9 protein-coding genes are annotated in these 13,603 nt (G+C 69.7%); 8 read left to right on the top strand and 1 reads right to left on the bottom strand.

Annotated features, from left to right (window positions below; all coding sequences use genetic code 11):
- The first annotated feature begins 402 nt into the window (after positions 1 to 402).
- The 5 genes from ACFC96_RS11760 (at position 403) to ACFC96_RS11740 (ending at position 7,662) form a co-directional block, all read left to right on the top strand.
- Complete coding sequence (locus ACFC96_RS11760; protein WP_376253251.1) at positions 403 to 2,205, top strand: AMP-dependent synthetase/ligase; 1,803 nt, start codon at positions 403 to 405, stop codon at positions 2,203 to 2,205.
- A gap of 78 nt (positions 2,206 to 2,283) precedes the next feature.
- Positions 2,284 to 3,504 carry an acetyl-CoA C-acetyltransferase gene (locus ACFC96_RS11755; RefSeq protein ID WP_376611743.1) on the top strand — a complete coding sequence of 407 codons (1,221 nt, stop codon included), beginning with the start codon at positions 2,284 to 2,286 and terminating at the stop codon, positions 3,502 to 3,504.
- Positions 3,505 to 3,535: 31 nt separating this feature from the next.
- The gene (locus ACFC96_RS11750; RefSeq protein ID WP_376611741.1) at positions 3,536 to 5,689 is read left to right on the top strand and encodes a 3-hydroxyacyl-CoA dehydrogenase NAD-binding domain-containing protein; all 2,154 of its coding nucleotides are present in this window, start codon (positions 3,536 to 3,538) and stop codon (positions 5,687 to 5,689) included.
- A 38-nt stretch (positions 5,690 to 5,727) separates the two neighbouring features.
- Positions 5,728 to 6,867 (top strand): acyl-CoA dehydrogenase family protein, encoded by a 1,140-nt coding sequence (locus ACFC96_RS11745; protein ID WP_376227058.1) that lies wholly within the window; start codon positions 5,728 to 5,730, stop codon positions 6,865 to 6,867.
- 405 nt (positions 6,868 to 7,272) lie between these two features.
- On the top strand, positions 7,273 to 7,662 hold the full coding sequence (locus ACFC96_RS11740; RefSeq protein WP_376611739.1) for a MaoC/PaaZ C-terminal domain-containing protein: 390 nt from the start codon (positions 7,273 to 7,275) through the stop codon (positions 7,660 to 7,662).
- Positions 7,663 to 7,840: 178 nt separating this feature from the next.
- Here the strand turns inward: ACFC96_RS11740 and mptB are convergent, their stop codons facing one another.
- On the bottom strand, positions 7,841 to 9,262 hold the full coding sequence (mptB, locus tag ACFC96_RS11735; protein WP_376612285.1) for a polyprenol phosphomannose-dependent alpha 1,6 mannosyltransferase MptB: 1,422 nt from the start codon (positions 9,260 to 9,262) through the stop codon (positions 7,841 to 7,843).
- A gap of 276 nt (positions 9,263 to 9,538) precedes the next feature.
- On the opposite strand from mptB, the gene ACFC96_RS11730 reads away from it, so the two are divergent.
- The 3 genes from ACFC96_RS11730 (at position 9,539) to ACFC96_RS11720 (ending at position 13,600) form a co-directional block, all read left to right on the top strand.
- Positions 9,539 to 11,023: an MFS transporter gene (locus tag ACFC96_RS11730; protein WP_376611737.1), complete on the top strand. Its 1,485-nt coding sequence runs from the start codon at positions 9,539 to 9,541 to the stop codon at positions 11,021 to 11,023.
- An 83-nt stretch (positions 11,024 to 11,106) separates the two neighbouring features.
- Positions 11,107 to 12,027, top strand: a complete 921-nt coding sequence (locus ACFC96_RS11725) for an oxygenase MpaB family protein (protein ID WP_376611736.1) — start codon at positions 11,107 to 11,109, stop codon at positions 12,025 to 12,027.
- A 22-nt stretch (positions 12,028 to 12,049) separates the two neighbouring features.
- The gene (locus ACFC96_RS11720) at positions 12,050 to 13,600 is read left to right on the top strand and encodes a phytoene desaturase family protein (protein ID WP_376611734.1); all 1,551 of its coding nucleotides are present in this window, start codon (positions 12,050 to 12,052) and stop codon (positions 13,598 to 13,600) included.
- Positions 13,601 to 13,603 lie beyond the last annotated feature (3 nt).

Below are 13,603 nucleotides of genomic sequence, written 5' to 3'. Positions count from 1 at the left end.
TGCGCGGCCTGCCAGGACAACCCCGAGCTCCTGTCACAGGCCGCCACTCACAGGCCGCCACCGACACTCCTGGGCCGACCCGATCGTCTGCGATCGTGCTGGGCGTGTCCCACGCCCGCAGCGAAGGCCTCGACCGCGTCGCCGGACTCGAAGCCCGCAGGGCCCACGGGTTCCGCGACCCCGCCGACCGACGCCGCCGCGTCCGCTGGGCCGCCGGCCGATCCGACCGCCGGACACACCCCGTAACCAGAAGATGATCACCACAAGTGATCACCGAACGCATCGGTCCGCTCTACCTCGAAGACCCCCTTCATGGACTGCGGCGGCGGCACAACCGCGGCCGGTCGCTTTGTGACTGGCGGTACAAGCGTCCAGTTCAGGTGCCACAGCACACTGGCCGGCATGAGCCCTACGGAAACCCTTTCGCGGCTGTCGCAGGCGAAGTCGCTGTGCGAGCTGTTCCAGCACACCTGCGCGACTCGAGCCGGAGATCTCGCGCTGCGCACACCCGACGGCAGGACCGCGTTGACGTGGGGTGAATACGGTGCTCGAGTGCGCCGGCTTGCGGCGGGGCTGGCGGCAATCGGTGTTGAGCACGGCGACACGGTCGCGATCATGCTGACCAACCGACCCGAGTTCAGTCTGATCGACACCGCCGCGTACCACCTGGGCGCGATCCCCTTCTCGGTCTACAACACCAACGCTGCGGCACAGATCGCCTACCTGTTCGGCAATGCGGGCAATCGCGTTGTCGTGTGCGAGAGGCAGTTCCTGGCGCGTGTGCTCGAAGCCAAAGAGGGCGGCCGGGTCGAGCATGTGATCTGCCTCGATGACGCTCCGGCCGGCACCATGACGCTCGCGGAACTCGAAGCCCTGGGCGATCCCGAGTTCGACTTCGAATCCCGTTGGCGTGCGGTTGAAGCCGATGACACGATCACCGTCATCTACACCTCCGGCACCACCGGGGCGCCGAAGGGCGTGGAGATGTCGCATCGCAGCGCCATCTTCGCCACCGAAGCGATGTTGGGGATCCCGGAGTTCGCGGTGGGTTGCGGTGGGCGGGTCGTGTCCTATCTTCCCGATGCTCACGCCATCAACCGGTGGTATGCCCACTACATGCCCGCCGTCACCGGTGCGGCGGTGTACACGCTGGCCGACAGCAAGGACCTCGCGGCCGCTCTGCCGGTAGTGCGCCCGACGGTGTTCATCACCGTGCCGATGCTCTGGTACAAGATCGAGGCGGCGGTGCGAGCCGCACTCGCCGAGCAGAGCGGCCCGCGCGGCGCGGTGGCGGCGTGGGCGGTCGAGGTCGGTCGGCGCAAGGTCGCCACGGATCTCGCGGGCAGGTCGGTCTCCCCGCTGCTGCGGCTGCGGCATCTGCCGGCCGAGCGCCTGGTGTTGGCTCGGCTGCGGGAACGAATCGGTCTGGATCAGACGAGTATTGCCTATACCGGTGCCGCGCCGATCACCCCGGAGACCCTGGAATTCCTGTTGGCGCTGGGCATACCGGTGGCCGAGGCATGGGGAATGTCCGAGATCGGTCTGGCGACGTCCAATCGTCCGGGTGCGCAGCGGGTGGGCACCGTCGGAACGGTGTTGAACCAGGTCGAAATACGCTGCCTCGATGACGGTGAATTGGTGGTCCGTACCCCCGGGTTGATGAAAAGTTACCGCAACGACCCGGACCGCACTGCCGAGACCGTCGACGCCGACGGCTGGGTGTCCACCGGCGATGTCGGGGTCATCGATGCCGACGGTTACGTCACGATCGTCGATCGCAAGAAGGAATTGATCATCAATTCCGCGGGCAAGAACATGTCCCCCGCCAATATCGAGAGCACGATCCACGCGGCCAGCCCGCTGATCGGATCCGTGATGGCCATCGGTGATCGGCGCAAGTACGTGACTGCGCTGATCACTTTGGAGCCCGAGGCGGCGGCCGAGTTCGCCGCCGAGCACGGCATCGAGGGATCACCGCGCGCGCTGGCGGCCGATCCGGACGTTCGGCGCCGGCTCGACGCTGCCGTCGCCGCCGCCAATGCGCGACTGTCGCGTGTCGAACAGGTGAAGGCGTACACCGTGCTGCCGGTCTTCTGGGAGCCCGGCAGTGACGAGATCACTCCCACGATGAAGCTGCGCCGCGCCGTCATCGCCAAGAAATACGCCGGCGAGATCGATGCGCTCTACGCGCGCGACCGAACCTGAACGCGCAGCCGTTCAGGCATTTCCTTCGCTCGAAGCGTCGCGTCGAATCCGAACCGACAGAACGGAAGACATAAAGAAATGACGACAGAAGCATGGGTGTACGACGCGATTCGCACCCCACGAGGTCTGGGCAAGCCCATCGGCGGGCTGTACACGATCGCGCCGGTCGAGCTCGCCACCGGCCTGATCCGGGAACTGCTGCGGCGCAACGAGGGCATCGACGCGAGCCGGATCGACGACGTGATCCTGGGTTGTGTCAGCGCGGTCGGTGAGCAGGGATTCGGCATCGCCGAAATGGCCGTACTGCGTGCGGGACTGGGCGAGACCGCGGTGGGCGTGCAGCTCAACCGGTACTGCGCTTCGGGACTCGAAGCGGTGAACACCGCCGCCCAGAAGATCGCCTCGGGCTGGGAGGACCTCATCTTCGCCGGTGGCGTCGAATCGATGTCCCGGGTTCCGATGGGCTCCGACGGCGGCATGGTCGTCGCCTCGGATGCCAATTACTACCAGCGCACTCCGATCATTCCGCAGGGACCGGCCTCGGATCTGTTGGCCACCACGTACGGATTCAGTCGCACCGATGCCGACGCCTTCGCCGCGCGCTCGCACCAGAACGCCGCCCGAGCGTGGGCCGAAGGCCGGTTCAAGGATTCGGTGGTGCCCGTCGCGGACCTCAACGGTGTCGTCGTGCTTGACCACGACGAACTGATTCGCCCGGACACCACCGTGGAGTCGCTGGGCGCGTTGCGGCCGGCATTCGCGGCCATCGGTGAGCACGGCGGCTTCGATGCCGTCGCGCTGCAGCGCTATCACGAGCTCGAGCGCATCGAGCACGTGCACACCGCGGGCAACTCCTCGGGCATCGTGGACGGCGCGTCGCTGCTCGTCATCGGAAACGCCCGTGTCGGTGCGGAATTCGGGCTCACTCCGCGGGCCCGGATCGTGGCCACCGCGGTCACCGGATCCGATACGTCGATCGGCTTCACCGGCCCCTACCCGGCCTGCCGCAAGGCGCTGGACAAGGCCGGACTCGGCATCGACGACATCGACCTGATCGAGGTCAACGAGGCGTTCGCGGCCGTGGTGCTGACCTTCGCCCAGCAGTTCGACATCGGCCTGGACAAGATCAATGTCAATGGTGGCGCCATCGCCATGGGCCACCCGCTGGGTGCGACCGGCGGCATGCTGCTCGGCACCGTCATCGACGAGCTCGAGCGCACCGGCAAGCGCTACGGCATGGTCACGCTCTGCGCGGTCGGCGGCATCGGCATCGCCACCATCGTCGAGCGCCTCGGCTGATCCGCCCGCACCAGAGAGGACAGACAAGACCATGAACGAGAACATCATCGGCTGGGAACTGGGCGCGGACGGCATCGTGGTGCTGACCATCGACGACCCCTCCCAGACCGCCAACACCTGGAATGCCGCCTTCCGGCGGTCGCTGGCCGTCACCGTGGACCGGCTGGAGGCCGAACGCGACGACTACGCCGGTGTCGTCATCACCTCCGGCAAGGAAAAAATCTTCAGCGCCGGTGCGGATCTGAAGGAGGTCGGGCCGCTGCTGCGGAGCGCGGACGCGGTACAGATCGCCGCCTTCTTCGACGGGGCGAAGGCGCTGCTGCGCCGGCTGGAGCGCCTGGGCAAGCCGGTCGTGGCCGCGATCGACGGCATCGCGCTCGGCGGTGGTCTCGAACTCGCGCTGGCCACCCACCACCGAATTGCCGTGGACCGCACCGGAATTCAGATCGGCCTGCCCGAGGTGACCCTCGGTCTGCTTCCCGGCGCGGGCGGGGTGGTGCGGACCGTGCGCATGCTCGGCCTGGCGGGCGCGTTGACGAACGTGCTGCTGAAGGGCACCAAGTTCAGTCCGCGCAAGGCGCTTGCGGCCGGGCTGGTCGACGAGGTGGTCGACACCGACGCCGAGTTGCTGCCCGCCGCGCGGGCGTGGATCGCCGCCAACCCGGCTCCCGTACAGCCGTGGGACCGCAAGGGCTACACCCTCCCGGGCGGGCTCGCCACCAGGGCCGAGCTGTCGCAGCAGGTGCTGGCGCTGACGGCCTCGGTGCGCAAGCAGCTCAAGGGAGCCGATCTGCCCGCCCCGCGTAACCTGATCGCCGCCGCGGTCGAGGGCAGCCTCGTCGACTTCGGCGCGGCGTCGACGATCGAGACCCGGTACCTGGTCGACTTGGCGCTGAATCCGCTGACCGGCAACGGGATTCAGTCGTTCTTCGACCTGCAGCAGGCGAACCGGAACGCCGACCGCCCCGCAGGGGTGGAGCCTTTCCGTCCGACCAAGGTGGCGGTGCTCGGCGCGGGCATGATGGGCGCGGGCATCGCCTACGAATACGCCAAGGCCGGTGTGGCCGTGGCCCTCAAGGACATCTCGACGGCGGCCGCCGAGCGCGGCAAGTCGTACTCCCGCACCCTGGTCGAGGCCGCGGTCGCCAAGGGCCGCTGGAGCCGGCAGCGCGCCGACGAGCTGCTCGCCCGCATCACCCCGACTGCCGACGACGCCGACCTCGCCGACGCGGATCTGATGATCGAGGCCGTGTTCGAGGACCCAGAACTGAAGAAGGAGACCTACGGCCAGGTCGAGTCGGTCCTCGACGGCAACGCGCTGCTGGCGTCGAACACCTCGCAGATTCCCATCTCCGGACTCGCCGAGGGCGTCACCCGCCCGGAGGCGTTCATCGGCATGCACTTCTCCTCGCCGGTGGACAGGATGCCGATGGTCGAGGTGGTCAAGGGTGCTCTGACCAGCCGGGAAACGGTGTCGCGAGCCGTCGACGCGGTCCGGCTGATCAACAAGACGCCCATCGTGGTGAACGACGGTCGCGGCTTCTACCTGACGCGCCTGTTCATGGCGGCCACGTTCGAGGCGTGCGAGATGGTGGCCGACGGCGTGCCCGCCACCTCCATCGAACAGGCGGCGCTCCAGAACGGCATGGCGACCCAGCCGCTGCTGGTGCTCGACCAGGTGAGCCTGTCGCTGTCCCGGCAGATCATCGCCGACCGGGAAGCCGCGGCGGGCAGCACGGACCGCCGCACCGCGGGCGAGGGCGTCGTGGTCCGCATGGTCGACGCATTCGAGCGCCTCGGCCGCGCCGCGGGAGCGGGCTTCTACGACTACGCCGACGGCAGGCGCCTCGGACTGTGGCCGGGTCTGCGGGAGGCCTTCGGGCCTTCCCGTGACATTCCGTTCAAGGATCTGCGCGACCGGTACCTGTTCCGGATGGCGCTGGAGGTGGCCGCCTGCCTCGACGAGGGCATCGTCGAATCCGCGAGCACGGCCAACATCGGTTCGGTCATGGGCGGATTCCCGGCCGGAACCGGCGGCGCGCTGTCGTTCATGAACACCTACCCGGGCGGCCCCGCCGGGTTCGCCGCCCGGGCCGTCGAACTCGCCCAGGCCTACGGCCCCCGATTCCTGCCGCCCGCCGGGGTGGTGGCCGCCGCCGAGAACGGCAGCCTCGTCGGCCGCTGAATCCCCTACCCCCGCACCCGCACATAGATCGGACCATCATGAACGCGTTCGTCCTCGACGAGGATCACCTCGTCTTCCGCGACAACATCCGCAAGTTCGCCCGCGAGAAGTTCACTCCCGGCCAGCTGGAGCGGGCCGCGAGCACGCAATACCCGCGCGCGGAGCTGCGGGAGCTGGCCGCAGCGGGTCTCACCGCACTGGCCGTGCCGGAGGAACACGGCGGACAGGGCGCGGACCTGCTCGCCCTCGGGCTCGCCGCCGAGGAACTCGGCTACGCCTGCTCGACCATGGCCCTGTCGTACTTCTTCGTCAATGTGCAGACCAGCTTCTTCTCCGCACACGCCCCGGCGGCGGTGCGCGAGGAGTGGCTGCCCAAGCTCATTTCCGGCGAGGCCATCGGCTGTACCGCGCTCACCGAACCCGGCACCGGCTCCGACGCCTCCGCGTTGACGTGCCGCGCCGAGCGGGTCGAGGGCGGCTGGAAGCTGTACGGCGAGAAGTCCTCCATCACCCAGGCCCCGTACGCCGATGTCGCCGCCGTCATCGCGCAGACCGATCCGGGCGAGCGCGCCAAGGGAATCGGCGCATTCGTCGTGCCGCTCGACGATCCGACCATCTCGCGTCAGTCGTTCGTCGACCCGGGCTGCAAGCCCATCGGCCGCGGCGCGATCACCTTCGACGGCACCTTCGTGCCCGACTCCTACGTGATGCTCGAACCGGGCACCGGCTTCCACGGGATCATGCGGGAGTTCGACCTCACCCGGACCCTGATCGGGCTCATGGTGATCGGCACCGCGCAGCGCGCCGTCGACATGACGGTGGAATACACCAAGCAGCGCACCACCTTCGGGCAGCCGCTGGCGGTGAACCAGGGCGTGCAGTTCCCGCTGGCCGAGCACAGCACCTACATCAGTGCGGTCCGGGCGCTGGCCTACCAGACCCTCGGTCTGCGTATGGCGGGCCAACCGCACACCACCCAGGCAGCGATGCTCAAGTGGTGGGCTCCGCAGGTCGCGATGGCCGCCGTCAACGACTGCGTCGTCCTGCACGGCCACATCGGCTGGTCCGAGGAAATGCCGTTGCAGGCCATGCTGCGCGACGTGTCGGGCTACCAGATCGGTGACGGCACACCGCAGATCCAGAAGATGATCATTGCCCGCGATCTGTACGGCAGGTGACGAAAACCCCTGCCGCATAGGCAGGTGACGACCTGGTTGGCGTCATGAGGGTTGCGCCGACCAGGTTCGCCTGGCCTCCCCGACTTTCGAAGGGTCCCGACTTGCGCATCGGCATCAACGTCCACCTCAGCACCGACCATCAGGCCGGGGCAGGCCCCGCCCCACGGCACCTGGCCGGCCACGAGAGTGCAGGGCTCGACATCGCCTTTCTCCCCGAGGCCCTGGGCGTAGCGCCCGCAATTCAGGTCGGCACCGCCCGCGTCGGAGGGGAGCCCGGGCCACATCCAGCCGACCCTCGTGTGACGGGGGCTGATGGGCATGCGTGAGGCTTCGGCGGAAGCCGGTCGGCTCTACTCCGAGGACCTCCCGCGGTTCGTCGACCTCAGACAGCCACTCGGCACGCACATGATGACCGAGGACGACATCCGGGAGTTCGCTGGGCAGTGGGACCCGCTGCCGATCCATGTCGGGGATGGCGAGCACTTCGGCGGGGTCATCGCCAGTGGTCTCCACACCCTGTGCGTGTACCAACGGCTCGCCGTCGCTGGGCCCTACTCGCGATGGGCCGTGGTGGCAGGCCGCCGCATGACGAACATGAGCCTGCCGAGACCCGTCCGCCCTGGGGACATGCTGACAGGCTGGGTCACCATCGGACGGGTGTCACCTCGCGCGAGGACCGCGATGGCGCGGATCCAGGGCGAGTTGGTCAACCAGAACGGCGAACAGGTCCTCAGTCTGGAGCTCGACGCGGTGGTGAAAAACCGCCCAACGGCGACATCCGATGGACACCGGTGAACATGCCGACCGGCCCGGCCGCCAAGCGTGTGGGAGCCTGCCCGTCGCATGCGACACCAGGGGAGCCACCAACGTTCTACGGGCCGGGCCGGGCCGGGTGGGTCCGGTCCGTCGCGAAGCCACAGCGACGTAGCGAGAAGCCCCCTCGTTGTGCAGGGTGAGGAGTCACGACCGAGCCTCAGGGAAACCGCAAGGGCGCCGCCTCGCCGTAACTGGGCCGAGAGGAAGGCTGAAGCCCTGCGTCACGGGCTCGTTGAGAGGTCCAGGCCACCCACAGCAGGATCGCGCAGCCCCCTAGGACCACGCCGAGCACATCTGTGACGGTCGGGCCGCGGCCCGACGGAAACACCATGAGAACCAGAACGACGACCGCCGTCTTGATCCGGGCGTCCGCCAGCGCGCGCCAGGCGACCGTGGCCAGGGGTACCGCCCCCCACAGCAGGTACCAGCCCTGCACGGCGGGAGCGCACACCACCAGGGCCAACAGCCCCAGGGCCGTAGCGCGTTCGGCGCCGAGGCGAGGAGCGCGCGCCAGGAAGTACAGAGCCCCGCACACCCCTGCCAGGGTCCCTATCGCACGCATCACCGTCACCGGGTCGGGTGAGGTGACCCAGCCAGCCTCGGTCCCGATCCACCTCAGCAGCCGGCCTACGTCCGTGGTCACCGACATCGGCGTGTACGAGTGCGTCGGTGTGCGGAGCGTGTCGAGCCAGCCCCAGCCCAGCCCGCAGAGCGTCACCGTCAGCACCAGCGTCCCGACGGCGGCGAGGAGGATCCCCGCCGCGCGGCCCAGACGTCGCCACCAGCCCGTCCGACCGGCGACCGCCACCAGGGCGGCGCACCCCAGCGCCAGCGCGGCCGGAGCCTTCACCAACGCGGCGCAGGTCAGGAGGACCACGCCCAGAACCCATCGCCCGGACCTGCAGGCCACGAGACCGGCCATCATCAAACCGAGCATCAGTGCCTCGTTGTGCGCCCCGCCCACCAGGTGGGCCAGCACCAGCGGATTCAGCGACGCCGCCCACCAGGCTCCCGAGCCGTCGCCGCCCGACCACGTCGCGAGCCGCTGGACCGACCAGGCCAGCAGGGCGAGCCCGGCGAGCGCGGCCACTCGATGGAGCACGACGGCGGTGACGACATGGTGTTCGCCGGTCACGAAGACCACGGCCCGGCTCACCAGGACGGAAAGGGGTCCGTACGGAGCCGGGGCGTGCTGCCACACCTCCGGGACGTTCGCGGCGAGTGGGCCGCCGAGCGCGGAGGGACCGATCTCGTAGACGTTCCAGGAGCGCCCGGCCAGCGCGCCCTGGGCCACGTAGCTGTAGATGTCCGTGCTGAACAGGGCCGGCGCCGGAAGCAGGGGCAGCGCCCAGCCGCCCAGCGTGAGCCACTGCCGCCGTCTGCTCATCACCGCACCGGCCCGCAGCAGCGTGCCCAACTGCCACCAGGACCACAGGAGCAGCCCCAGTCCCGCGTACGCCGCCGTCGCGCCGATCAGCGCGAGAGCGGGGCCCGGGGCTCCCCAGATCCCGTCGGGCACGCCGCGCGGGAGCGCGCCGGCGCCCCAGGCACCCGATGAGAGCAGCACAGAACCCCACATGCCGCGTTGTGCCCAGACCCGTGTTTCGATATCCGCCGCTCTCATTCGGTCGAAGGTAGAACGCTTTGCGGATCACCGCACCCAGCTCCGCCCCAATGGACGGCAAACGCGGGATGTCGCCTGAGGCCGGTCCGGGTGCGGTCCATGTTCACAGCTTGGATCACGCGTCTCGGCCGGGTCCACCGGGATGACCAGGATGTGGACATGCGCACGGGCGAATTCCGGCCGGTGCATACGATCCGACGGTACGTCCCCGCACCACACCGGAAGGCGCTCGTGAGCTCCACCTCCCCCCTGTCCACCAGCACATCTGCGGTGACGCCGTCGGGCACGGTGCTGATCCGCTCCGCGGCCGACGTCTCCGATCTGGTCAACTCGGGTACGGCGCGCGGCCGCCACGCCAAGATGATCGTGATCATCGCGCTCGGCGGCATCTTCCTCGACGCCTACGACCTGAGCTCCCTCGCCTACGGGCTGCCCGACATCACGAAGCAGTTCGGCCTCAGCTCCACGATGGCCGGCACGGTCACCGCCTCGATCAGCGTCGGTTCGCTCCTCGGCGCTCTCGTCGGCGGCTGGCTGGTGGACCGCATCGGCCGCTACCGCGTCTTCATGGCGAACATGCTCTTCTTCGTCGCCACCGCGCTGGTGTGCGCGGTCGCGCAGGACGTGTGGACGCTGATCGCCGCGCGGTTCGTGATGGGCATCGGCGTCGGCATGGACATCCCCGTCGCGATCGCGTTCCTCGCCGAGTTCTCCCGGCTGCACGGCAAGGGCAGCAAGGGCTCCCGCACGGCCGCCTGGTCACCCGCCTGGTACACCGCGACGAGCGGCTGCTACCTCGTGATCATGCTGCTGTACTTCCTCCTGCCGGATGCTCAGCTGGGCTGGCTGTGGCGGTTCACCGTCGGCTTCGGCGCGGTCCCCGCGCTGCTGGTACTGCTGCTGCGCCGGCGCTACATGAACGAGTCCCCGACCTGGGCCGCCGACCAGGGTGACCTGGAAGGCGCGGCGAAGATCCTGCGCCAGTCGTACGGCGTGGACGCGCGCGTGGCCGACGATGCGCCCAAGACGCCGTCCCGCCCGCCCCGGACGGGTCTCGGCGCGTACGCACGGCTCTTCACGCCTCCGTACCGCACGCGCACGATCCAGTCGGTGGCGGTCGGTCTGGCGGAGACGTTCGGCTACAACGCCGTCGCGTTCGGGCTGCCGATCATCATCGCCACGCTGATGACGCAGGGCCCGCTGACCACGATCGCGTCCTCCTTCGCCCTGAACCTCGTCTTCGCCCTGACCGGTGGGCTGCTCGGCATCCGCTGGGCGTCGACCCGCGGCGCCTGGCCGATGATGACGCTGGGCTTCGCGATCCAGTTCGCCGCCATCACGGTGCTCGCCCTCATCGGGGATCCGTCCGGGACGGCCGTCGTGACGGCGGGCATCCTGATGCTCGGCGCCTTCATGTTCGCCCAGGGCTTCGGCCCCGGCGCGCACATCATGAGCTACGCCTCGCTGGGCTTCCCGACGTCGATGCGCGGTGTGAGCATCGGCTTCAACCAGGCCGTGCTGCGCCTCGGTTCGACGCTGACACTGTTCTTCTTCCCCATCCTCAGCACCGGCCTCGGCACCCACGTCTACTGGGTCATCCTCGCCGCCCCCGTCCTCGGCCTGATCGCTCTGCTGTCCAAGCGCTGGGAGCCGATCGGCTTCGACGCGGACGCGGAGGAGCGGACGCGATCGGAGAAGGCGGCAGCCAACGCCTGAACCCCTGGGGCGACCGTGCCGACTCACCGGTAGCGTGATGCTGAAGCGCCCAGTGGAGATCCTTGATCGCGCTGGGACCGCCGATGCGAGGGAGAGGCGGCGACGTGGTGGGCGCAGGGACGGGGGAGTGGCGGGGCGATCCCGGGCTTTTCGGGCCCCGATCGGTGACCTGGCAGGTGCACGCGGATCCCATGATGTGGGTCGCGGGTGTGCGTGCGCTCTACTTCCAGGCACTCCTCCCGCGGGCCGTGCGCGGTGTCATGCAGAACTCGGACTTCCGCAAGGACGCCTGGGGGAGGCTGATGCGGACGGCCGGTTTCGTCGGTACGACGACGTACGGGACCGCTGAGGACGCGGAGCGTGCCGGTGCTCGCGTGCGGAGGATCCACCGTCATCTCGGGGCCACCGACCCCGACACCGGTGAGCGGTACGGGCTCGACGAGCCGGAACTGCTCCTGTGGGTGCACTGCGCCGAGATCGACTCCTACCTCCACGTGGCGCGCCGCTCCGGGTTCCGGCTCACGGACGCGCAGGCCGACCAGTACATCGCCGAACACCGCACCAGCGCCCGGCTGGTCGGCCTCGACCCCACCGACGTGCCCGGCGACCGGGCCGGGCTCGCCGCCTACTTCGAGACGATGAGGCCGCTGCTCGCCGCCGGTCCGGAGGCCCGGGAGGTCGACGACTTCCTGCGCAGGCCGCCCGTGCACCCGCTGCTGATCCCGGCACGCGCGACGCTCTGGAGGCGTGTGTCGCATCTGGCGTACGCCTCTCTGCCGCCGTACGCCCACGAGTTGTACGGGAGGCCGGCCCCGACACCGGCCGCAGTGACCCGGGGGCTGCGGTGCACCGGCACCGTCCTGCGCTGTGTTCCCGCACGCGTGCGCTGGCAACTCCCGCCGAAACACATCCTGCGCGCCATGGCACGACTCGGCCCCGGCAGCCGTCCCGCACCGTACGGAATCCGCCCCGCCCACCCCGGGCCGGGGTCTGGCCCGGCATGATCGGATCGTGTTACCAAGAGGGATGCCAGCACACGAGCGCTACGACGTCGTCATCGTCGGCGGAGGTCACAACGGCCTCGTCGCCGCCGCCTACCTCGCCCGGGCCGGACGTTCCGTCCTGGTTCTCGAGCGGCTCGGCACCACCGGCGGTGCCGCCGTGTCGACCAGGCCTTTCGCCGGCGTCGACGCGCGACTGTCGCGGTACTCGTACCTGGTCAGCCTGCTGCCCCACAAGATCGTCGACGATCTCGGGCTCGACTTCGCCGTGCGCGGCCGCACCGTGTCCTCGTACACCCCGACCGAGCGCGACGGGCGGGCCACCGGGTTGCTCGTCGGCGGTGGCGAGGAGCGCACCCGCGCCTCCTTCGAGCGGCTCACGGGCGGCGGGCGCGAGTACGCCGCGTGGACCGACTTCTACGAGACGACCCGCCGCGTCGCCGAACGGGTCTTCCCCACCCTCACCGAGCCGCTTCCGGACCGCGACGCACTGCGCCGGAGGGTCGACGACGACGCGGCCTGGCGGATGCTCTTCGAGGAGCCCATCGGCACGGCCGTCGAGGAGCGCTTCACGGACGACCTGGTGCGCGGCGTCGTCCTCACCGACGCCCTGATCGGCACGTTCGCCGACGCCCATGACGCGTCCCTCCAGCAGAACCGTTGCTTTCTCTACCACGTGATCGGCAACGGGACCGGGGACTGGGACGTGCCCGTCGGCGGCATGGGCGCCCTCACCGACGCCCTCGCCGGCGCCGCCCGCGCGGCGGGCGCCGAACTCGTCACCGGACACGAGGTGACCCGCGTGGAGACCGACGGGCACCACGCCGAGGTGACGTACGAGTCGCGGAGCGGCGCGGGCCGCGTGGGCGCCGGGCACGTGCTCGTCAACGCGTCCCCGCAGGCTCTCGCCGCACTCGTCGGCGACGAGCCGCCGGAGCCGGCCGAGGGCGCGCAGCTCAAGGTCAACATGCTCCTGACCCGGCTGCCGAAGCTGCGGGACACGTCCGTCGACCCGCGCGAGGCGTTCGCCGGGACGTTCCATGTCGCCGAGGGCTACGAGCAGTTGGCGACCGCGTACGGTCAGGCGGCGGCCGGTTCACTGCCCGCGGCGCCCCCGTCGGAGATCTACTGCCACTCGCTGACCGATCCGACCATCCTCGCCCCGGACCTCGTGGCGCGCGGCTGTCAGACCCTCACCCTGTTCGGCCTCCACACTCCCGCCCGGCTCTTCGCGGGCGACAACGACGCCGCCCGCGAAGAGCTCCTGAAGGCCACGCTCGCCCAGCTCGACGCGCAGCTCGCCGAGCCGATCGAGGACTGCCTCGCCCTGGACGCCGACGGCCGGCCGTGCATCGAGGCGAAGACCCCGCTCGACCTGGAGCGGGACCTGCGCCTGCCCGGCGGCAACATCTTCCACCGCGACCTGTCCTTCCCGTACTCCCAGGAGGGGACGGGCCGTTGGGGTGTCGAGACCGCGCACGCCAACGTCCTGCTGTGCGGGGCGGGCGCCGTGCGCGGCGGCGGAGTCAGCGGCATCCCCGGGCACAACGCGGCGATGGCGGTCCTCGGCCACTGAACC

It is taken from the genome of Streptomyces sp. NPDC055955 (genome assembly GCF_042270245.1).
Lineage (GTDB): Bacteria > Actinomycetota > Actinomycetes > Streptomycetales > Streptomycetaceae > Streptomyces.
Note: the sequence above shows the minus strand (reverse complement) of the source record. Positions and strands in the feature narration are given on the sequence as shown.

Bases quoted from the DNA above. Each gene is read 5' to 3' on its own strand.
- ACFC96_RS11760 (WP_376253251.1), top strand. From the start codon at position 403: ATGAGCCCTACGGAAACCCTTTCGCGGCTGTCGCAGGCGAAGTCGCTG.
- ACFC96_RS11720 (WP_376611734.1), top strand. From the start codon at position 12,050: ATGCCAGCACACGAGCGCTACGACGTCGTCATCGTCGGCGGAGGTCAC.
- ACFC96_RS11745 (WP_376227058.1), top strand. From the start codon at position 5,728: ATGAACGCGTTCGTCCTCGACGAGGATCACCTCGTCTTCCGCGACAAC.
- ACFC96_RS11755 (WP_376611743.1), top strand. From the start codon at position 2,284: ATGACGACAGAAGCATGGGTGTACGACGCGATTCGCACCCCACGAGGT.
- ACFC96_RS11750 (WP_376611741.1), top strand. From the start codon at position 3,536: ATGAACGAGAACATCATCGGCTGGGAACTGGGCGCGGACGGCATCGTG.
- ACFC96_RS11740 (WP_376611739.1), top strand. From the start codon at position 7,273: ATGATGACCGAGGACGACATCCGGGAGTTCGCTGGGCAGTGGGACCCG.
- mptB (WP_376612285.1), bottom strand. From the start codon at position 9,262: ATGTGGGGTTCTGTGCTGCTCTCATCGGGTGCCTGGGGCGCCGGCGCG.
- ACFC96_RS11725 (WP_376611736.1), top strand. From the start codon at position 11,107: ATGCGAGGGAGAGGCGGCGACGTGGTGGGCGCAGGGACGGGGGAGTGG.